The sequence below is a fragment of the Planosporangium thailandense genome (assembly GCF_011947195.1).
GTDB lineage: Bacteria > Actinomycetota > Actinomycetes > Mycobacteriales > Micromonosporaceae > Planosporangium > Planosporangium thailandense.
This window is the reverse complement of sequence record NZ_JAATVY010000006.1, coordinates 100,622-120,973: the sequence shown is the minus strand read 5'-3', so window position 1 is coordinate 120,973 and position 20,352 is coordinate 100,622. Positions and strand designations below refer to the sequence as shown.

Sequence of the window (20,352 nt, the reverse complement as noted above, 5' to 3'; positions counted from 1 at the left end):
TCATGGGGAAGGGGCGGGGTGGCGTGGCCGAACTGATCGAGGACGCGTCGTTCGACGACGAGGACTGGTACGGCGAAGAGCTCGCCGACCGCGCCTATACCAGGTGCACGTTCTCCCAGGTTGACCTGACCGAAGCGCAGACCCAGGGCGTCGTCTTCACCGACTGCGCCTTCGTCGACGTGCGGTTCAACACCTCCCGGCACGCCTCCTCGGCGTTCGTCGGCTGCACCTTCGAACGCTGCAATCTCTTCGACGCCGAGTTCGTCGGCTGCAAGCTGACCGGCAGCACCTTCCACAAATCGGCGCTGCGCCCCCTGCGGGTGATCGGCGGCGACTGGTCGTTCGTCGGGCTGTCCGGCGCCGACCTGCGCGATGCCACGGTTGAGGGGACGCGCATGCGGGAGATCGACCTCACCGGCGCCAACTGCGAGGACGCCGCCTTCACCAACGTGGACCTCTCCGGCGCGCAGCTTCGCGGCGCCACTTTCCGGCGCTGCGACCTGCGGGGCAGTGACCTGTCCGCGTTCGAGCCCGGCGAGGTCGGCCTGGCCGGCGCGATCATCGATGCGGCCCAGGCCGTGGTGCTCGCCCAGGCGCTCGGCGTGCAGGTCCGCTGACGGCGACGCGCCCCGCGATCATGCTGAGGTCGTCAGGAAGGGCGTCAGCAGGCCGGGGGTGGCCCGATCGGCCAGCCGCAGCGCCTCGTGTACGTCCACATCGGGCACCTCGTAGCGCTGGTGCCCGGCGGCGGTGGTCGCCGTGAGCGTCGCCAGGCCCGCCCGGCGCTGGAAGAACGACTGCCTGACGTTCCAGCCGATGATCCCGTCGCAGTCCAGTGCGCAGCGGCGCCGTACCAGCGAACCCTGCCGGGTGACCAGCCGGCCACCGACCAGCGCGTGACCGAGGCTGCCGGTCCGGTCGTACGCCACGAGCCCGGCCACCGGCAGCGCGAGCAGCGCGACCTGCCAGGTCCACGCCGGCCACGCGGCCCACCACGACCCGGCGACCGGCACCGCCACGGCGAGCGCCGCCGCGCCGAGCGCGCGAGTGTACCGGCGGCGCCCGGCGCGCGGGCCGTGCCCGGTCAGCGGCGCGGTCACCGGCTCCGCGGCGTGCAGGACCTCGCCGGCCACCCGCTCGGCCTCGGCACGCGGGGCGGGCGGCAGCAGCAGGGTTCCGCCCCGCTCCGCCCCGCGGCCGACCCGCAGGCCGGTGGCGATGGCGATACAGCGGGCACCGCCCGCCGCCCGCAGCAACAGCGGCTCGCTGACCTCCACGCCTCGCAGCCGCCGCTCCTCGATCGTCGTGGCCCGCGCGGTGACGAGCCCCCGCGTGATGTGCAGCGTGCCGGCGCTGTGCCGGGTCAATCGAAAACCCCAGAACGCGAGTACGTACCCGGCCGTCGACGCCGCGGCCACCACCAGCAGGCAGGCGCCGAGCACCTCGGTGACCGCGAGGCCGAGCGGCACGCGCGACAGGTGGCCGGCGAGCGTGCGCAGCGGCCCGTACCGGGTGGGGTCGACGTGCGTCTCGTTGATCGCGCGGGACACGAACGCCGCGACCACGCCGATCGCGACGAAGCCCGACAGCGTGAACGGGCCGTAGCGGATCCAGCCCGGCCGCAGGGTCGCCAGCGCGACCTCCGTGTCCGGCGGCGCCTGTGCGACGGCTTCCGCTGCGGCGCCGACCTCCGTTCCGCCGCCGGCCTCCGCGGCGGCGACGGCTTCCGCGCCGGCCGCCCCCGGCACCGGTCCGCTCGCCGGCCGGGGCCGGCGGTGCAGCAGCTCCTCGCGCAGCCGCGCCGCCTCCGTAGCGGTCAGCCCGTCGAGGTGTACCCCTTCGTCCGTGCGGTCGGAACGGCCGGTGCCGACGGTCACCCGGGTCAGCCCGACGACCCGGTGCACCGCGTGCGCGGTGACGTCGACGGTGCGGACCCGGTCGCGGGGGACCGACAGCTCCCGGCGCCGCAGCAGGCCACGGCGTACCTGCACGTAGTCGGGGGTGATGCGGTAGGTGGTGGTGAACCAGCGCAGCATGGCGCCGACCACGACCGCGCCGAGGCTGACCAGGCCCCACCAGTCGTGCCCGCTGGTACTGCCGGCCACGAAGACGCCGAGGATCGCCGGCAGCGCACGGGGCAGCTCCAGCAGCGGGTGCACCAGCAGCATCCGCCGGCTGAGCCGGCGCCACGACGGGTCGACGTCGATGGCGGGCCGGACCGGCGGCCCGGCCAACGTCCCGCCGGCATCCTCGCCCGCGCCGTGCCATGTCACGTCGCGTCACCCCTGGTCGCCTGCGTGTTGGTGGTCAGCTCGTCGACGAGTCGCTGCGCGGTGGCGTGGTCGAGCCCGTCGATTTTGAGTGGGCCGGCCGCCGACGCGGTGGTTACCGTGACGTTGGCCAGCCCGAACAGCTGCTCCAACGGGCCCCGTTCGCTGTCGACGGTCTGGATGCGGGAGACGGGAGCGATCCGCCGCTCCTGGTTGAACCAGCCCGCCTGGGTGTACACGGCCTCCGGCGTGGCCTCCCAGAGATGGACCCGGTAGCGCCACCGCGGCATCACGACCAGGTGGATCACGGCGAGGGCGGCGGTCACGAGCAGGGCGGCCAGCGGAGCGCCGGAGGCCCGGCTGCGGACCAGCCAGATCACTTCGATCACCGCCAGGATCAGCCAGCCGCCGAGGGCCCGCACCGTCCAGTACCAGATGGCCTTGCGGCTGACCCTGTTGCGCGGTGGCCGCAGGGTGACCGGCTCGGTGCGATCCGTCGAAGTGTGCTGCACATTCTGACCATGGCACGTCCGGGCAACGGCTGGCAGGGCGACACCCGGAATGCCCTGTTGATCAATGGATATCGATTAGCATGTTCGCGGTTTCGCGGCGGCGGGAATACCACGGGTGAGAGGAGGCGAGTGGGGATGTCACCCGTCCAGATAGTCGTGATCGTCGTTGTGGTGATAGCGGTGGCGCTGGTCGCCGCCGGTGTGGTGATGGCGGCGCGGCGCCGGTCCCTGCGCAGCCAATTCGGGCCCGAGTACGACCGCCTCGTGGCCGAGCGCGACGACCGGCGGGCCGCCGAACGTGAGCTGCGGGAGCGTGTGCGTCGGCACGCCCAGCTCGACCTGCGTCCGCTGTCGGAGGAGTCCCGGGCCCGGTACGAGGCCGACTGGGAGGAGATCCAGGCCCGGTTCGTGGACACGCCGGTCGAGGCCGTCGACGCCGCCGACAAGCTGTTGAGCCGGTTGATCGCCGAGCGCGGCTACCCGACCGGGGATTTCGACGAGCTGACGGCCCACCTGTCGGTCGAGCACGCGCGGACGCTTCAGCGCTACCGGGACGCCCGTGAGGTCGGTCGGCGCACCGCTGACGGCGAGGTCGACACCGAGCGGCTGCGCCAGGCGCTGGTGCACTTCAGGGCACTGTTCGCCGACCTGCTCGGCGGGTCCTCGGCCGGTCAGGCGTCCGAGCGTCGTCCCGCCGCGCCGACCGTCCGGTGAGAGGAGCAGCGATGTCGAGCACGTCTGACCCCGCGGCTGGCGCTGACACGGCGCTCGCGCAGCGGACCGCCGGAGACGACGACGCGTCGATCCGGTGGGAGCGCGACCCCGCCGACGCCGAGGACACCGAACCGGTCGTGCCGGTCGCACCAGCCTCGCCGGCCGCGCCGACCTCGCCGGCCGTACCGGTCTCGCCGGCCGCACCGGTCTCGCCGGCCGCGCCGACCTCGCCTGTTGAGCGGCCGGCCGTGCCGGCCGGGTCGGCGCGGCTGTGGTCGGACGACGCGGCGCAGGACTTCCGGGGCAGGTGGCGGCAGGTGCAGCTACGGTTCGTCGACGATCCCAACGCCGCCGTACGCGACGCCGAGGCGCTCGTCACCGAAGCGACCGAGCAACTGGCGGCGATCGTCGCCGCCCGGCGCGACGAGCTCGGGGCGCCCGGCGACGCCGACACCGAGCGGTTGCGGGTCGCGGTCCGCCGGTACCGGGCGTTCCTGGACCGGGTTCTGGAGCTCTGACGGTCACCCCGTACTCAGGTGACCCGGCCCGACAGCTCGGCGTAGCCGCGGCGGACGGCCACGCGCGTAGCGTCCGGGTCGAACGGCGCGCGCGTCACCACCTCGTCGACGGTGGCGCCGTCGGTGTGCCCGTCGCGGATGAGCCACTCGAGGGTGGTGAGGTCGGCGTGCTGGGTCCGGACGAACGCGGGACCGACCGTCGCGCCGTGCCCGGGCACGACCACGGTCGCCGAGGTCGTGAGCTCCAGGAGCCTGACGAGCGTCTCCGGCCACTCCAGCGGGAACCCGTCGTCGAAGCTCGGCGGCGCGCCCTCCTCGACCAGGTCGCCGGCGATGATGACGTCGGCGTCGGGGACGTGGACGACCAGGTCACCCGCGCTGTGCCCGCGACCGAGGTGACGCAGCACCACCTGCCGGTCACCGAGATCGAGGGTCGCCTCGAGGTGCACCGGGTGGTCCGGCGGCCGAACCGTCACCGCCGCGAGCCCGGCGGCGAGGTCGGGGTCGGCGGTCACCCATTCGGCGTACCACTGCCGTTGCAGCCGTGCCGCCTCCTCGCCCAGCAGGCGGGCGGCCTCCTCATGCGCCCAGATCGGTCGGTCGGGGGCGGCGAGCACGGCGTTGCCGAAGCAGTGGTCGAAGTGGTGATGGGTGTTGACCACGGTCAGCGGGTACGACGTCACCGCCCGGACCGCTTCCCGCAGCTCCCGCGCCTGCGCGTCGGTGGACAGCGTGTCGACCAGCAGCGCGGCGTCGGCGCCGACGACGAGGCTGGCGTTGACGTCGAGGACGGGGTAGCGCAGGACGTACACGTCCCGTGCCACCTCGGTGAACGCGGTCATCCCTCGCCGAAGGCCCGCTCGACGAAGCGGTGCCGGTCGACGAGGATCCGCTCGACCCGGCCGTCGGCCACCACGGCGTCGCCGTCGCGCACGATGACCTCGAACGTCAGCCGTCGGCCGTCGGCCTTGGCCAACCGGGCCTCGGCGACGACGGTGCGCCCGACCGGAGTGGGCGCCCGGTGGTCCAGCTCGACGCGGATGCCGACGGTCGTCGCGCCGGGCGGCAGCCGGTTGGCCGTCGCGCCGACGGTCGCGGCTTCGACCAGCGCGAGGACGCGCGGGGTGCCCAGCACGGGAACGTCCCCGGAGCCCACCGCCTGTGCGGTGTCGGCGTCCGTGACGGTCAACTGCACCCGGCTGGCCGCGCCGACCCAGCCTCCGGTGGCCTCCAGCGCGCGGTTGGATCCGCCGCTGAGGTGCCGCTGGCCGACCGCGGGATCCGGCTGGCCGTCGATGGGGGCTGCCGCGCCCCCGGCTGGCGACAGGGTCTCGGGTGTCTGGTCATCCGGGCGCATACCGGCAGCGTAAGCCGTCGCCTCAGGTCGATGCCACGAGTTCGCCACCTTTGGCGACCCCTCGCCGGGCCGAAAGCTGGCCCGATCGGTTGAGGATGGGTGGGATGTTCGGATCTCAGTCATAGGGTATTTGTCCGGCTCATGGTGGTCCAGACCGGGAGTTGCTGTGACCGCCCGGGAGGACGCCATTAGCCTGGTGGGCGATGACGCTCACGTTCCGTCCCGAGGCTCGCACCCCCGACGACCGGGCATCCGGGTCCTCCACCCAGCACAAACGCCGCCGCCTCGTGGCGATGCTGCTGTGGGCCGCCGGCTTCACCGCCTGGTGGCTCCTGCTCGGCCTGCCCATGACCGATCCGATCCTGACGTTCGGCTGGCTGTGGCTGGCCGCGGTCGCCTGGGGCATCAACCGGCCCTGGCGCGACCACGTGCGGTTCGGTCGGGACTGGGTCGGAGTCGTCCTGCTGTTACAGATTTACAACCTGTCGCGCGGCTTCGCCGACCAGGGCGTGACGCCGCACGCGATGGAGATGGTCGCCGCGGACCGCGGCATGTTCGGCTGGCTGACCGGCGGGGTGGTGCCGACGCTGTGGCTGCAGCACCACCTTTTCGACCCCGACCGAATCCACTGGTGGGACGTGGCGGCCAGTTGGGTGTACTTCTCGCACTTCGTGGTCACCCCGGTCGTCGCGGTCGTGCTGTGGCTGCGTGACCGGACACGGTGGGCGGCGTTCGTGATCCGCTGGATCCTGTTGTCCGCCGCCGGCCTGGCGACCTACTTCCTGTACCCGGCCGCGCCACCGTGGTGGGCCGGGCGGTACGGGCTGATCGCCCCGGTGTCGAGGGGCTCCACCCGCGCCTGGGACGCCATCGGGCTGCACGGCGCGGGCAACGTCATCAACGCCGGCCAGTACTCGTCCAACCCCGTCGCCGCGATGCCGTCCCTGCACACGGCGTTCGCGCTGTTCGTCGTGGTGTTCTTCATGCCGCGGGTGCGCCGCCGGTGGTGGCCGCTGCTGCTGGCGTACCCGCTCGCGATGACCTTCACGCTGGTGTACAGCGGCGAGCACTACATGATTGACGTGCTCATGGGCTGGACCTACGTCGGCGTGGTCTACGGCGTCGCCGCGCTGGCGGAGCGGTGGTGGGCACCCATCTCCCGGGCCCGGGCGGCGCGCGCCACCGATGCGAGCGTCGCCGCCAACGCGTAGGCCTCGTCCACGTCCCGGTGCTCGCCGACGACGTGCAGCCGGCCGGCGGTGTCCACGTGGACGTCGGCGAGCCCGAGCAGCCGTTGGATCGGCCCCTGCACCACCCGTACGCTCTGCGCCCGGGCCAGCGGGGCGATGACGAGGCGGCGGACCAGCCAGCCGTCCCGGGCGTACACCAGCTCGCGGTCGTGGCCCACGGCCAGCAGCCGGTACCGCAACGGGGCGAGCCACCGGGCGCGGCGCGGCGCCGGAACCAGCGGCGGGGCCAGCAGCTCGGCGCCGAGCACCGCGCCGAGGACCGGGTGGGCGGTCCGGAGGTCGGCCACCGGCAGCAGCAGGCTCGCGTGCTTGCCGGCCTCCCGGTCGTAGGCGCCGTATCCGGCGACGTCCATCCGGGCCTGTAGCCAGCCCAGCGGCCGCCACATCAGCGGCCAGGTCACCCCGATCGCCTGGATGCGCGGGCGGGGCACGGTCTGGCTGCGGGTGCTCAGCAGCCCGTGGTACAACCGCAGGCCCGCCTCGTCCTCGCGGATGTGGAAGTGCCAGTCGTCGACGATGCGGCGTAGCGGCACCTGCACCACGCCGAGGACCGCGGTGAGCAGGCTGCCGACGGCGACCAGGTTCCAGCCCTGCTGGCTCCGGTAGGGCAGCACGGCCACCACGAGTCCCAGCGGCACGAACCAGGTGTGCGGCGTGAGCAGCTGCGCCAGCAGCACCCGGCCGTTGCGGACCCGGTGCACGATCCGCTCGGCCGGCGGCCCCGCGGTGGCGCCGTCGCGCCCGCCGGCCAGCGACAGCAGGTGCTCGCGCAGCCGGGACGCGACCGGCAGGCTGAGGTAGGCCAGCGGGGCCTCCGCCCGGTACGAGCCGATGACCTCCAGGCGAAGCTCGGCCACCCCGGTCAGGCGGGCGAGCAGGGGACGGACCACGTCGACGGTCTGGAGCCGCTCCAGCGGGATCGCCCGGGTCCGCCGCCACAGCAGACCTTCGGAGATCCGCAGCTCCCGCCCGTGGACCTGGTAGCCCGTCGTGTACCAGCTGACCGCCGCGAGCACGGACGCCACGACCAGTACCCCGGCCGAGCCGAGCGCCCAGCGCAGCGGACCGAGCTGCTGGTAGCCCTGCCACGAGAAGATGCCGATGACGATCGCCAGCACGTGTACGCCGCGCAGCAGCGGGGTCAACGGGTGCAGGCGATGGCGTGGCTCGACCGGCGCGACCGCGATCTCGGTGATCGGCGCGTCGCCGGCCGTCGCGGCGACGGCCGTGCTCGGCGCGGCGACGGTCGCGCTCGTCGTGGAGACGTCCGCGCTCGTCGTGGAGACGTCCGCCGTCCTGGCGGTGTCCGCCGTCGTGGCGTTCGTCGTCGGCGCGGCGTTCACAGGCCCTCCGAGCGGGTGTCGCCGAGCGACGAGAGCCGGTCTCTCAGCCGCGCCGCCTCCGCCGCCCGCAGGCCGGGCACGCGGGCGTCGCTCGCCGCGGCGGCGGTGTGCATCGTGACCGTGGCCAGCCCGAACGCGCGCTCCAACGGGCCGGCGGTGACGTCCACGAACTGCATCCGGGCGTACGGGACGATGGACAGCTTGCGCAGGAAGAGCCCGTGGCGAACGAGCAGGTCGTCGTCGCGTTCGGCGTACCGCCAGGTGCGCACCGACCGCAGCACGACCACCGCGCTCACCAGGCCGATCGCGGCGGCGAGCCCGGCGACGAGCAGCGGGACGCGGTTGTGGACGAACAGCCGCGCGGCGAGGTTGGCGGCCACGACGACGACCGTGCTGGCGAGCACCTGAAGCTCTTCGATCACGATCAGGCGCCCGGACACCCGCCGCCAGGCGATCGTGTCCGGCGCCGGCTCGAGGGCGATGGCCTGCGTCACAGGCCTGAGCCTATTGCTCAGGACAGGGGTTCGACCTCGCGTAGGAACCCGCGGATCCTTAAGAATTCCGCAAGTCCTGCTTTGTGATCGTCACACGCCAGCCAGGTCTTACGGCGTGTCTCGGCGTGGATACGGGGATTGTTCCAGCGCAGCGCCCATCGGGCGGCTTCCTTGCAGCCCCTCGCGGAGCAGATCAGGGATTGCGGGCTGTCTGGCGGCACGATGTGCAGTCTGCCAGCGGCCTCGAAGACGTAAAGCGCCGGGCGACCACGGGGGAAGCCGCCCGGCGACGGGTGAATCGTACCCTCGGGTCCCCCGGGAATGTCTACCCGTCTCCGCTGTTCGGTAGACCCTCTCGGCGGGCCGGTCAGCGGGCACGTCCGGGTGCCCCGGCGCGATCACGTGTGCGTTCATGCGAGGCTTGGATGCGATCGTTAGCTTGTCTGGCAGTTGTGGAGGACCGGTGGCCGAATCGACCATGCCCGCGATCCCGTCCGAGTCGAGTGGCGAACCGCCCTCCGTTACGGGTACGCCAACCACGCCGGCGCAGGACGCGACGCTGCTCGAGCGGGCTCTGTTCGAGGTCAAGCGGGTCATCGTCGGCCAGGACCGGATGATCGAGCGCATGTTCGTGGCGCTGCTGGCCCGCGGCCACTGCCTGCTCGAAGGCGTGCCCGGGGTGGCCAAGACGCTCGCCGTCGAGACCATTGCGCGGGTCGTGGGGGGCACCTTCGCACGCATCCAGTTCACGCCCGACCTGGTGCCCGCCGACATCGTCGGCACCCGCGTGTACCGGGCCTCGAGCGAGAAGTTCGACGTGGAGCTGGGGCCGGTGTTCGTCAATTTCCTGCTCGCCGACGAGATCAACCGGGCCCCGGCCAAGGTGCAGTCGGCGCTGCTGGAGGTCATGGCCGAGCAGAAGGTGTCGATCGGCGGCGAAACATACCCGGTGCCGCAGCCCTTTCTGGTGATGGCGACCCAGAACCCCATCGAGCAGGAGGGCGTGTACCCGCTGCCGGAGGCGCAGCGCGACCGGTTCCTGATGAAGATCCAGGTCGGGTACCCCACGGACGCCGAGGAGCGCGAGATCGTGTACCGGATGGGGGTGGCCCCGCCGGAGCCCTCGGTCATCTTCAGCCCCGCGGACCTCGTCGGCCTTCAGCGCAAGGCCGACGAGGTCTTCGTGCACAACGCGCTGGTCGACTACGCCGTGCGGCTCGTGCTGGCCACCCGCTCGCCCGTCGAGTACGGCGTGCCGGACGTCGCGCAGCTCATCCAGTACGGTGCCAGCCCGCGGGCGTCGCTGGGCATCGTGCGCGCCACCCGGGCCCTCGCGCTGCTGCGCGGGCGGGACTACGCGTTGCCCCAGGACGTCCAGGACGTCGCCCCCGACATCCTGCGCCACCGCCTCGTCCTGTCGTACGACGCCCTCGCCGACGACATCCCGGCCGACCGCATCGTCGACCGGGTCCTCGCCGCCGTTCCACTGCCGACGGTCGCGCCGCGACAGAACGCCGCCCCGCAGCCGCCGGCGACGTGGCCGGGGAGGCCGGCGTGACCGACCCCGCCGCTCTCATGATCCTGAAGGATTTTCCGTGCCCGGACACGGAAAATCCTTCAGGATCATGGCAAGAGGAGTGTGGATGAGTCCCGGCTTCCCTCCGGCCGGCTCGGCGTTCGACGATGCCCGCGCCGAGCTGGTCCTGCGCCGCCTTCAGTTGCTGATCACCCGCAAGCTCGACGGGCTGCTGCAGGGCGACTACCTGGGCCTGCTGCCGGGGCCGGGCACCGAGGCGGGGGAGTCCCGCGAGTACCGGCCGGGCGACGACGTGCGCCGCATGGACTGGCCGGTGACCGCCCGGACGCTCGTGCCGCACGTGCGCCGGACCGTCGCCGACCGGGAACTCGAGACGTGGCTGGCGGTGGACCTGTCGGCGAGCCTCGACTTCGGCACCGCCTGCTGCCTCAAGCGGGACCTGGCCGTCGCCGCGGCGGCGGCGATCACGCACCTGACCGTACGGGGCGGCAACCGCATCGGCGCCGTGGTTGGCACCGGCGACACCCGGGTACGGCTGCCCGCCCGCACCGGTCGCAAGGAGGCAAACGGCCTGCTGCGCCAGATCGCGGGTACCCCGGCGAAGGCCGGCCGTGACGATCTCGGCGCGCTCGTCGACCTGCTGAACAGGCCACCGCGCCGGCGCGGCATGGCCGTGGTCATCTCCGACTTCCTCGCGCCGGTCGAGTCGTGGGCCCGGCCGATGCGCAAGCTCGCCGTACGCCACGACGTCCTCGCTGTGGAGGTGCTCGACCCGCGTGAACTGGACCTGCCCGACGTCGGGGTGATCGCGTTCGTCGAACCGGAGACCGGACAGATGCACGAGGTACAGACCGCCGACCGGCGGCTGCGGGAACGCTACGCGGCGGCGGCAGCCACGCAGCGCGCCGCCATCGCGGGCGCGATCCGCGGCGCGGGCGCGGCGCACCTGCGGCTGCGTACCGACTCCGACTGGATGCTCGACATCGTGCGATTCGTCGCCGCTCAACGCCATGCCCGCACCAGGGGGACCACCCGATGATCCGTTTCCTCGAGCCGTGGTGGCTGCTGGCCGTCCTTCCGGTCCTGGCCGTGGCCGGCGCGTACGTGTGGCGCCAGTGGCGGCGCAAGGCGTACGCGGTGCGCTTCACCAATGTCGACCTGCTGCGCGTGCTCGCGCCGCGGGGGATCGGGGTGCGCCGGCACCTTGCCGCGGGCGCGTTCCTGGTCGCCCTGCTGGTGATGGCCACCGGGATGGCCCGTCCGTCGGTCGACACCCGGCAGCCGCTGGAACGGGCGACCATCATGCTCGCCATCGACGTGTCGCTGTCGATGGAGGCCACCGACGTCACACCCACCCGTATCGGCGCCGCCAAGCAGGCCGCCAACGAGTTCGTCAAGAACCTGCCGCCGAGCTTCAACGTCGGCCTCGTCGCGTTCGCCAAGGCCGCGAACGTGCTGGTCTCGCCGACGAAGGACCGGGCGGCGATCGAGCAGGGCCTCCAGGGGCTGCAGCTGGCCCAGTCCACCGCGACCGGCGAGGCGGTCTTCTCCTGTCTGGAGGCGCTGCGCAGCGTGCCGGCCGACGGCGCGCAGGGGCTGCCGCCGGCACGGATCGTGCTGCTGTCCGACGGGTACCGCACGTTCGGCCGGTCCATCGAGGAGGCCGCCGCGGCGGCGTCGGCCGCGAACGTACCGGTCTCGACCATCGCGTTCGGCACCGACACCGGGATGATCGAGATCGACGGCCAGGCGCAGCGGGTACCGGTGGACCGGCCGTCGCTGCAGAAGCTGGCGGAGTCCACCAAGGGCCACTTCTACGAGGCGGCGTCAGCGGCCGAGCTCAAGCAGGTCTACCAGGACATGGGCAGCTCGATCGGCTACCGGACCAAGCCGCGCGAGGTCACCCAGTGGTACGTCGGGACGGCGCTGCTGTTCGCGCTGGCCGCGGCGGCCATGAGTCTGCTGTGGACGTCCCGGCTGCCCTGACTCGCCCCGTCCCCGCTTCAGGCGGGGACCCGCGGCCCGCTAGGCGGGGACCGCGGCCCGCTCCAGGGCGGCCCGGTTCCAGGCGGCGAGGTCCGCGGCCGCGTCGTAGGTGGACTGCGCGAAGGCGAGCAGCGTCGCGTCCGGGTCCGCCGATGTGCGTACGGCGCGGTACGGCAGGACGAACTCGCCCAGGTCGGTGTCGTAGCGGGCGGCGGCGGGCTCGACGAGCCGGCGCCGGAACCCGGGCGGCTCCGGGTACGCGTACGCGTAGAAGCTGCCCTCGTCCGCGCCGCCCGGCCAGTACCCGCAACTGCTCACCTCGTGGCTGTACGCCTCCCGCGTGACCCGGTCGGCGGTGTAGGGAACGCTGGGGTGCGGCGGCGCGACCCGCCCCGAGAACCGGGTGACGGCGAGGTCGAACGCCCCCCAGAAGAAGTGCACCGGGCTGACTTTTCCGCTGAACCGGCCCCGGAACTCGGTGAAGACGCGGTGCGTGTGGACCAGGGAGAGCCAGAACCGGTGGGCGTACTCCGGGTCGTAGCTGGCGTGCTCGTGGTCGTCGGGGAACGGGATCTCGACCGGCACCTCCACCGGCCGTGGGTAGATCCGGACCGGGGCGCCGAGCTCGGCCAGCCGCCCCATCACCTCGGCGTAGAAGTCCGCGACCGGCCGCGGCGCGAGCGCGACCGTCCGGCGGAGGCCGTCGGTGGTCCGCAGGTCGAGGACGTGGCGGTGGAAGTCGAAGATCGCTTCGAGCCCGCGATTGCCGTACGGCATGAGGGCGGTCGTCAGACCGACCGCGTTCACGTAGAGCGGGACCTGCCACCAGTGGTTGACCATCGGTTCGAGCGCCAGCCGCACCTTGCCGACGATCTGCGTCCACAGGTGGAGGGTGTCGCGGGTGTCCGCCCACTCCGACAGCGGGAGCCGGGGCCATACCCCGGCGGAGGTCGCTCCGCTCATGACGCCCTCCACACCGATCGCGGTGGTACGAGCGGTAATCCGAGCAGTTCAAGCGTACGTCGAACGGCGCCCGAGGCGCTCAGCGGGCGCGCCCAGAGCTCAGCGGGCGCGCACAGAACTCAGCGGGCGCTCAGCAACACGAAGATGACGGCGACCCAGAGGGTGGCGAGCGTGAAGCCCAGCGGGGCGAGGTAACGGCTCATCGACGGCTCCGAAGTTCAGGCAGCGGGTGCGACCGGATGGGGTCTTCGAGCCGTGGCCGGCGTCGCGTCAGGCCTCGCCGGACACGGTGGACATCCGGTCCACGTGCCGGCACGCCCCACCGGGTGGAGGGGCGTAGGAGGGCGCGACGGAGATGCGTCAGATGGTGACGCGGATCCGGCCACGACTCGGAGGATCGCTATCTCGCACAGCGATCACCTCCACAAGGTCGGGCCGGTCGGAAAGTGGGCACGCACAAGCGCGCCACAGGCGGGCATCATCGTACACCCGGGGGTGGCGCGCCGCGTGACACGGGTATGACGCCCGACTTCTGTATACCCACCGGTAGCACATAGTCTCCGGTGCCAGGGGCACACGATCGGCAACTGACGAAGAGGGGGCACCGTGGCGCGCACGGTACTGGTCACGGGCGGAAACCGCGGCATCGGCCTGGCGATCGCGCAGGCGTTCGCCGCGCAGGGCGACCGGGTGGCGGTGACGCACCGCGGCGGCGGTGCGCCGGACGGGCTGTACGGAGTGGTGTGTGACATCACCGACCCGGTCGCGGTCGACACGGCGTTCAGCAAGGTCGAGGCGGAGTTGGGGCCGGTCGAGGTGCTCGTCGCCAACGCCGGCATCACCGACGACACGCTCCTGCTGCGCATGAGCGAGGAGCAGTTCACCCGGGTCGTCGACACGAACCTCACCGGCGCGTTCCGGTGCGCCAAGCGGGCCGCCGGCAAGATGCTGCGCGCGAAATGGGGCCGTATGATCTTCATCTCGTCGGTCGTCGGCCTGTACGGCAGCCCGGGACAGGTCAACTACGCGGCGAGCAAGGCCGGCCTGGTCGGCGTCGCGCGGTCGATCACCCGCGAGCTGGGTAGCCGTAACATCACCGCCAACGTCGTAGCGCCCGGCTTCGTGGAGACGGACATGACGGCCGAGCTGCCCGACGACCGCAAGAAGGCGTACCGGGAGGCCATCCCACTGGGCCGGTTCGCCGCGCCCGAGGAGGTGGCGGCGGTGGTGACGTGGCTCGCCAGCGACTCCGCCGGCTACATCAGCGGCGCGGTCATCCCGGTCGACGGCGGCCTGGGCATGGGGCACTGAGGCTTCGCCGTACTCACGTAGGGGGTTGGAATGTCAGGACTGCTCGCCGGAAAACGCCTGCTGGTCACCGGGGTCATCACCGACCAGTCGATCGCGTTCTCCGTCGCCAAGATTGCCCAGGACGAGGGCGCCGAGGTGGTGCTCACCGGGTTCGGCCGGCTGTCGCTCGTGGAGCGCATCGCCAAGCGGCTGCCGAAGCCGGCGCCGGTCATCGAGCTCGACGTGACCAACACCGAGCACCTCGAGGGGCTGGCCGACAAGGTACGCGAGCACGTCGACGGGCTCGACGGCGTCGTGCACTCCATCGGGTACGCGCCGCAGAGCTGCCTCGGCGGCGGCTTCCTCGACGCGCCCTGGGCGGACGTGGCCACGGCGCTGCAGGTCTCCACGTACTCGTACAAGTCCCTCGCCACGGCGTGCCTGCCGCTGATGAGCCCGGGCGGCGCGGTCGTCGGCCTGACCTTCGACGCCACCCAGGCCTGGCCGGTGTACGACTGGATGGGCGTGGCCAAGGCCGGCCTCGAGTCGGCCAACCGGTACCTGGCCCTGCACCTGGGTCCGAAGGGGATCCGGGCCAACCTGGTGTCGGCCGGGCCGCTGCGGACCATGGCGGCCAAGTCCATCCCGGGCTTCGAGCAGTTCGAGGACGCCTGGACCACCCGGGCGCCCATCGGGTGGAGCCTCACCGACCAGGAGCCGGCCGCCCGCGCCTGCCTGGCGCTGCTGTCGGACTGGTTCCCGGCCACCACCGGGGAGATCGTCCACGTCGACGGGGGCTACCACGCGATCGGCGCGTGAGCCGACGTTTAGTCCGGCCGCATCCGGCGAGTTCGTACACGTCACCCTGAGCTGACCCTCGGCGTGGAGGGGAGTGGTGTGTCGCGCCCGCCGGCCACGGCTGGCCTGACGCCGCCGGCGCCGACCGTGGCGCCGGCGCACCGCGTCGTGACCCGTGAGGAGCCGTTCGGCGTCGTCGCGTACGTCCCCGACCGCGATCACTTCTTCGCTCTCGGCGGTGCCCCGGCGCGCATCGTGGCGGCGGTCGCGCGCGGCGATCCGGTCCCGGCCGCCGAGCCCGGCGTCGTGCGCCTGCTGGCGGAGTTCGGCATCGTCGCCACGGAGCCGGCCACGCCGCAGCGCCCGCACTTCGGCACGTCGCTTCTCGGTACCTTCGACGGGCCGCCGGTCGTGCGTCAGCCGCTCGTGGTCAACTGCTTCGCCACCGCGCACTGTCCACTCCGGTGCCGGTACTGCCACGCCGACGACCTGATGCAGGCGTACCGGGACACCGAGAGCGACGACGAGCCGTGGCGGGTGGCGCAGATGGCGGCGCGCGTGCCGGCCCTCGTCGCGGTGGTCACCGGCGGCGAGCCGTTGATCCGGCCGGCGCGCACCGCGGTGCTGGTACGGGAGTTGGCGCGCTCGGGCAAGGCCGTCGTCCTGGACAGCTCCGGGGTGGGTGACCTGGACGCCGTGCTGCCGGTGCTGTGCGAGTACGGGGTGCACGTACGGGTCTCGCTGGACAGTCTCGACACCAACCGCAACGACCGGCTGCGGCCGATCAACCGGCGGTACCTGCCGGCGGGCGGCAGCGCGGGCGCGTGCGCCCGGCGCACCCTGGCCGAGGCCGCCGCGGCGGGACTGGCCACGACCGTGCAGACCGTGGTGACCGCGGGCAACGAGGATCTCGACACCCTGTGCGGGATGCGCGACGGCCTCATCGCGCTGGGCGTGCGCAACTGGGTCCTGCACGTGGTCGTGCCGGCCGGTAAGGCGGCCCTGCCCCGCAACCGCGACCTGCGTCCAGGCCCGTACGTGCTGCCCACCCTCGCCCGGCTCGTGGCGCGTTCCGCGCGGGAGGGGCTCCCGCTCAACATCAGGGTCACCGGCACCCACCGGGCGCCCAACTCGGTGCTGCTGATCGGCAGCCGCGGCGACCTGTACGTCGAGCGCGAGTTCGGGGGCAAGCTGCGGATCGCCGGCCCTGTCTCTTCCCGGACAGACGTGGTGGCGGCCTTCCGCCGCCATGTCAACCTGGTAGAGCACGTGAGTCGGTACCTCAACGGGAGCATCCAGCCGTTCCCGCCGGAGCGGTGAGGTGGCGTCGACCAGAGTCGGCGGGATGGGCGTGGCGGCCGGGGCATTGGAGACCGAGAGCAAGCACCGTATCCGGGACGGTGCTGCGGTCCTCGCCGTGCTCGACCGGCTCGGGTTCCGCGCCGACCCGGTGTCGCTGCAGGCCGACGAGTACTACGACACGCCGGTCGGGCTGCTCGGCGCGGCCAACCTGGTGCTGCGGCTGCGCGTGGTCGACGGGCAGGTGACGGCCGGGTTCAAGGGACCGCGGTCGTTCCTGCCGGACGGCTCGCACGCCCGGATCGAGGTGGAGCTGCCGGCCGCGGACGCCGAGGACGTGCGCGCGGCGCTGGCCGAGCAGGGCCTGGTGTGTGTCTGGCGGTTGCAGAAGCGGCGGCGCGAGTACCACCGACCCGGGCTGTCCATCGTGGTCTGCCTCGACGAGCTGCCCCGCCTCGGCCACTTCGTCGAGCTCGAGGGCGAAAGCGACGACATCGCCGAGGTCAGGCGGTCCCTCGGGGCGACCATCGGCCCGGCTGAACCGCTGAGCTACCGCGACCTGGCGCTGCGGTGGCTGGGGGAGCAGGGCCGCACGACGACGGCGCTGACGTTCGGGACCGCGGGGTAGGACTCCCCTCGGGCGGCGGTGATCCGGGCGGGTGCGCCGCTGTCGGCGGTAGGCTCGACGAAGCGGACCCACCGGCGTTCAACGGGTCTGTCAGCGGCCTACGCCAGGCCGACGATCCGGGTCGCCGTGAACTGTGGGGTACCCCTCCCCGCGCTACATTTGAGGGGTTCGGGGTCGGTTTTTGGCGGTGTAATTCGTGCGGATACCTCCAGTTAGGGAGGAACGCCTTGTTATCGACATACGTCACCTGGATTCTCGTGCTCATCGCGCTGGGCGCCGGTGCGTGGGTCCTCCTCCGCCCCGGTGGAGGTGCCCGGTCGAAAGCATCCGGTGGCGCGGAGCCGACTCCACCCACGCCGCCGCCGCCCGAGCAACCGCTCCCACCGCAGCAGATGTCGGCACCGCCGAGAACCACGCCGCTGCACGCGGTCACCACGCAGCGGCCGCCCGACGATCTGACCAGCAACAGGTTGGGCAGCGAGCCACCCAACGTCCGCCCCTACGGCGGACAGTCGTTCGGCGACATGCCACCGATGCCCCCGCTGGGGATGTGGAGCGACGGTTACGCCCAGTCCGTGCGGGAGCGATGGCGCGACCTGCAACTGCGCTTCATCGACAACCCGAACGAGGTCGCCAACGAAGCCGAGCGCGTCGTGGAGGAGACCGTCGAGGCCCTCACCACCTCGCTCAACGCCTTCAAAAGCGACCTCGACGCCTGGCGGCACGGGCCGGGAGACACCGAGCAGCTACGGGCGGCGGTGCACCGCTACCGCGACTTCCTCGACCGTCTGCTCGGGTCGTAGCCGTTCGGCTTCCCGCTCGACGACGGAGAGGAGGACGGGATCACCGGTGCGCACCGCCCAGGCCGGGGTGTGCCCGGACAGCCGCGGACTGGGCCGCCGCAGCCAGGCCCTCGCCAACCGGGGCTCGGCGAGCAGTTCGAGCACCCGGTGGCAGACCCGGAGCCGGTCCCACCCGTACTCGACGGTGTCCGGATCCAGCCGCCACCGCGTCAGTGGCCCGTCCACGCCGGCCGCGAGCAGGTAGGCGAGCAGGTCGCGGCCGTACGCCAGGGCGCACTCCTCCAGCCCGACCGGCTCGGTCAGTCCACTGTCCGGCACCGTCACAGGTCGATACACAGCGTTACGTTCCATGTATTGACGGTACGCCCGGGATGCTGCCCCGAGGGCCGGCTGAATTGTCGGGCGTCAGCCGGCCCCGTCCCGGGCGTCAGCCGGCCCCGTCCCGGCCGTCAGCCGGATTCGCCGAGGAACAGCGCCGAGACCTCCCGGGCGATCGCCTGGATGACGCGCGGGCGCTCGGCCGGTTCGTCGAGGGCCCGCACCACCGCCGGCCAGGAGTCCAGCGGACGGCCGCCGACCGACAGCGCCGGCCGGTTGCGCAGGTACTGCGACAGCAGCAGCGCGTTCTGCACGATCCAGTGCAGATAGTGCCCTTCGGCCCGCCAGGTCGGCAGCTCGCAGCTGCGCTCGAGGTGCGCCTTGAGCTCCTGGAAGCTGGCGCAGCGCAGCATGCCGGCGTCCTGGCGCAGGTTGACGATCCGCGGGTTGTACAGATGGCGTACCGGGTCGGCGAAGACCTCGTGCCAGAGCCGCCACATCGTCGCCTCGTCGTCGCCGCCGAGCGTCACGACCGCCTCCACCCGGTTTTCGAGCAGGAGATAGTGCAGGTACGCCCAGATCGCGAGCGGGCTCCACAGGCGCTCCGAGCGGGTGGTGGTCAGGCCGGTCTTGACCGACACCGCGTCCGCGTCGTCGGCGTCCGCGTCCGGGATGGCCTTGACGGTCCGGGCCAGGTCGTAGAGGGTGCTGTGGCGGTAGTAGTCGCGTTCGACCGCCCACGGGTGGGTGGGGCGTACGAGCAGGTCCGGGTCGAGCAGCCGCTCGGCGACACGCCCCGGTTCGCAGAACGACTCCAGCGACTCCACCAACGGCGGCCGGGCCCCCTCCACCAGGCGGAACCAGCGCTGCACGTCGGCGCGCATCACACGGCGCAGCTCATCGGGGTGTACGTCGGCGGACAGGTCGTCGAAGCACAGCAGGACGGTCATCCCGCGCGCCGACAGCGCCGCCGCCACGAGCGCCTGTACGGCGTGGATGAGCGTCGGCTGGCGCAGCTGGACCGGCCAGTAGAGCACCGCCGGCGCGGTCTCCGCGCTGCCGCCCTCGAGCCGCCAGCCGAACTCGCGGTCGAGCTGGCGCAGCAGCTCATCGGCTGACGCCCGGGCGCCCAGCAGGCGTTCGAGGCCGCTGTGCCGGATCCGGTGGCCGCTGCCGACGCCGGGCGGCGCCCCGGTCGTCGGTGCCTCGATCGCCGGCGGGCCGAGCACCGGCGGTGTGGCCGCGGGAGGAGGCGCGGCCGCGGGAGGAGGCGCGGCCGCGGGAGGAGGCGCGGCCGGGGGAGGACCGGACGGGTGCGCTGTGGACGGTCCCACCCGCAGCGCCCGCTCCAGCGCGGTGAAGAGCCGGTCGCTGTCGACGCCCCGGTAGAACGTCACCGACAGGGAGGAATCGGTGACCGGTGGTGGGGCGGCGTCGTCATGTACCGCCCACAGCACGTCGACGTCCGCGACGACCGACAGCTGGTGGAGCGCCGCGGTGAACGTGTCGTCCCAGCCGCTGTAGCCGACGACGCAGATGGTCCCGTCGCCGAGCAGGTCGGAAAGGTCACCGGTGAGCGTGGCCGGGTTGGCCCGTAGCTGCTCCGGATCGTGCAGCACCGAGCGGTCGTCGGATTCGTCGACGGCGCGCCAGTACCCGTGCAGGTGCACGACGTCGACGCCGGCCGCGCCGTTGGCCGGGACGTCCACCGGGCCGTCGCGCCGTAACGACACCGACCGCGCCTGCCCGCCGGCGCGCCGGATCGCGATCTCGATCAACGGGTCGAAGTTGGTCGTGAGGGCCCGGTGGCCGAAGCTGGCCGGCCGGGCGGCGAGCAGGGCGCCGAGCGCCCGCACGCCGTCAGGGAGCAGCCAGTCGGCGAGGTCCGCCTCGAGCTGGGCGCCGCGCTGGAAGCCGATGCGCTCCCACCGGCCGGCCGCGTCCCCCTGGGACGCCTGGGCCTGCAGCACCGCCTGCTGGACCACGATGTCGAACTCGATCGGCGACACCCACTCGGTGAACGCGCGCCGGTAGGCCAGGTAGGTCTCGACCGGCCGGTCGGGATGGGCGGCACGGATGCCGGCCAGCGCGGACGCGAGGTCGGGGTTGCCGACGCCTTCGGCCACGAACCGGTCGGCCAGGTCCACCATGGCGGCCACGCCGGGTACGGCCGGCGCGGTGACGCCGGAGCCGAGCACCAGCGACACCCGTCTTCCTCGCCGTACCTCGGTGGCCAGGCGATTGACCAGTCCGGCCTCGGTGGCCACGAACC

Annotated in this window: 21 protein-coding genes; 12 read left to right on the top strand and 9 right to left on the bottom strand. The window is 72.7% G+C overall.

Annotated features, from left to right (window positions below; translation table 11 throughout):
• Positions 1 to 23: 23 nt before the first annotated feature.
• On the top strand, positions 24 to 617 hold the full coding sequence (locus HC031_RS11755) for a pentapeptide repeat-containing protein (RefSeq protein ID WP_420813628.1): 594 nt from the start codon (positions 24 to 26) through the stop codon (positions 615 to 617).
• A gap of 18 nt (positions 618 to 635) precedes the next feature.
• On the opposite strand, the gene HC031_RS11750 is transcribed toward HC031_RS11755, so the two are convergent.
• Both HC031_RS11750 and HC031_RS11745 read right to left on the bottom strand, forming a co-directional pair.
• The gene (locus HC031_RS11750) at positions 636 to 2,273 is read right to left on the bottom strand and encodes a PH domain-containing protein (protein ID WP_338090607.1); all 1,638 of its coding nucleotides are present in this window, start codon (positions 2,271 to 2,273) and stop codon (positions 636 to 638) included.
• Positions 2,270 to 2,782 (bottom strand): PH domain-containing protein, encoded by a 513-nt coding sequence (locus HC031_RS11745; protein ID WP_338090606.1) that lies wholly within the window; start codon positions 2,780 to 2,782, stop codon positions 2,270 to 2,272. The genes HC031_RS11750 and HC031_RS11745 overlap by 4 nt, the downstream gene beginning before the upstream one ends.
• A 135-nt stretch (positions 2,783 to 2,917) precedes the next feature.
• Here HC031_RS11745 and HC031_RS11740 point away from each other — a divergent pair, with 135 nt between their 5' ends.
• Entirely contained in the window at positions 2,918 to 3,496 is a 579-nt protein-coding gene (locus HC031_RS11740) for a hypothetical protein (protein ID WP_167925277.1), read from the top strand.
• An 11-nt stretch (positions 3,497 to 3,507) separates the two neighbouring features.
• Positions 3,508 to 4,014: a hypothetical protein gene (locus HC031_RS11735; protein WP_167925276.1), complete on the top strand. Its 507-nt coding sequence runs from the start codon at positions 3,508 to 3,510 to the stop codon at positions 4,012 to 4,014.
• Positions 4,015 to 4,028: 14 nt separating this feature from the next.
• Here HC031_RS11735 and HC031_RS11730 read toward each other — a convergent pair whose 3' ends face one another.
• Positions 4,029 to 4,856, bottom strand: a complete 828-nt coding sequence (locus tag HC031_RS11730; protein WP_167925275.1) for an MBL fold metallo-hydrolase — start codon at positions 4,854 to 4,856, stop codon at positions 4,029 to 4,031.
• On the bottom strand, positions 4,853 to 5,248 hold the full coding sequence (locus tag HC031_RS11725) for a thioesterase family protein (protein WP_240942406.1): 396 nt from the start codon (positions 5,246 to 5,248) through the stop codon (positions 4,853 to 4,855). Before HC031_RS11725 ends, HC031_RS11730 begins: the two co-directional genes overlap by 4 nt.
• 326 nt (positions 5,249 to 5,574) lie before the next feature.
• Between HC031_RS11725 and HC031_RS11720 the strand changes: the two genes are divergently transcribed.
• On the top strand, positions 5,575 to 6,582 hold the full coding sequence (locus HC031_RS11720; RefSeq protein WP_167925273.1) for a phosphatase PAP2 family protein: 1,008 nt from the start codon (positions 5,575 to 5,577) through the stop codon (positions 6,580 to 6,582).
• Here the strand turns inward: HC031_RS11720 and HC031_RS11715 are convergent.
• On the bottom strand, positions 6,486 to 7,964 hold the full coding sequence (locus tag HC031_RS11715; protein ID WP_338090605.1) for a PH domain-containing protein: 1,479 nt from the start codon (positions 7,962 to 7,964) through the stop codon (positions 6,486 to 6,488). The two genes, HC031_RS11720 and HC031_RS11715, sit on opposite strands and share 97 nt — an antisense overlap.
• Entirely contained in the window at positions 7,961 to 8,458 is a 498-nt protein-coding gene (locus tag HC031_RS11710; RefSeq protein WP_338090604.1) for a PH domain-containing protein, read from the bottom strand. The genes HC031_RS11715 and HC031_RS11710 overlap by 4 nt, the downstream gene beginning before the upstream one ends.
• Positions 8,459 to 8,936: 478 nt before the next feature.
• Between HC031_RS11710 and HC031_RS11705 the strand changes: the two genes are divergently transcribed.
• From HC031_RS11705 to HC031_RS11695, 3 genes are all read left to right on the top strand, one after another.
• On the top strand, positions 8,937 to 10,016 hold the full coding sequence (locus tag HC031_RS11705; RefSeq protein WP_167925413.1) for an AAA family ATPase: 1,080 nt from the start codon (positions 8,937 to 8,939) through the stop codon (positions 10,014 to 10,016).
• An 85-nt stretch (positions 10,017 to 10,101) separates the two neighbouring features.
• Positions 10,102 to 11,034, top strand: a complete 933-nt coding sequence (locus HC031_RS11700) for a DUF58 domain-containing protein (protein WP_240942386.1) — start codon at positions 10,102 to 10,104, stop codon at positions 11,032 to 11,034.
• On the top strand, positions 11,031 to 11,981 hold the full coding sequence (locus tag HC031_RS11695) for a VWA domain-containing protein (protein WP_167925271.1): 951 nt from the start codon (positions 11,031 to 11,033) through the stop codon (positions 11,979 to 11,981). Before HC031_RS11700 ends, HC031_RS11695 begins: the two co-directional genes overlap by 4 nt.
• A gap of 39 nt (positions 11,982 to 12,020) precedes the next feature.
• Here the strand turns inward: HC031_RS11695 and HC031_RS11690 are convergent, their stop codons facing one another.
• Positions 12,021 to 12,944 carry a DUF5996 family protein gene (locus tag HC031_RS11690; RefSeq protein ID WP_167925270.1) on the bottom strand — a complete coding sequence of 308 codons (924 nt, stop codon included), beginning with the start codon at positions 12,942 to 12,944 and terminating at the stop codon, positions 12,021 to 12,023.
• Between the two features lie 606 nt (positions 12,945 to 13,550).
• Here HC031_RS11690 and HC031_RS11685 point away from each other — a divergent pair.
• From HC031_RS11685 to HC031_RS11665, 5 genes are all read left to right on the top strand, one after another.
• Complete coding sequence (locus tag HC031_RS11685) at positions 13,551 to 14,255, top strand: 3-oxoacyl-ACP reductase FabG (RefSeq protein ID WP_167925269.1); 705 nt, start codon at positions 13,551 to 13,553, stop codon at positions 14,253 to 14,255.
• 30 nt (positions 14,256 to 14,285) lie between these two features.
• A complete protein-coding gene (gene fabI, locus HC031_RS11680) occupies positions 14,286 to 15,053 on the top strand; it encodes an enoyl-ACP reductase FabI (protein ID WP_167925268.1) in 768 nt (255 codons plus the stop codon).
• Between the two features lie 78 nt (positions 15,054 to 15,131).
• Entirely contained in the window at positions 15,132 to 16,352 is a 1,221-nt protein-coding gene (locus HC031_RS11675) for a radical SAM protein (protein WP_167925267.1), read from the top strand.
• A gap of 1 nt (position 16,353) precedes the next feature.
• Positions 16,354 to 16,959, top strand: coding sequence for a CYTH domain-containing protein (locus HC031_RS11670; RefSeq protein ID WP_167925266.1), 606 nt, complete (start codon positions 16,354 to 16,356; stop codon positions 16,957 to 16,959).
• 227 nt (positions 16,960 to 17,186) lie between these two features.
• Positions 17,187 to 17,762 (top strand): hypothetical protein, encoded by a 576-nt coding sequence (locus HC031_RS11665; protein WP_167925265.1) that lies wholly within the window; start codon positions 17,187 to 17,189, stop codon positions 17,760 to 17,762.
• On the opposite strand, the gene HC031_RS11660 is transcribed toward HC031_RS11665, so the two are convergent.
• Entirely contained in the window at positions 17,706 to 18,113 is a 408-nt protein-coding gene (locus tag HC031_RS11660) for an antitoxin Xre/MbcA/ParS toxin-binding domain-containing protein (protein ID WP_167925264.1), read from the bottom strand. The two genes, HC031_RS11665 and HC031_RS11660, sit on opposite strands and share 57 nt — an antisense overlap.
• 98 nt (positions 18,114 to 18,211) lie before the next feature.
• A complete protein-coding gene (locus HC031_RS11655) occupies positions 18,212 to 20,347 on the bottom strand; it encodes an SIR2 family protein (protein WP_167925263.1) in 2,136 nt (711 codons plus the stop codon).
• Between the last annotated feature and the right edge of the window lie 5 nt (positions 20,348 to 20,352).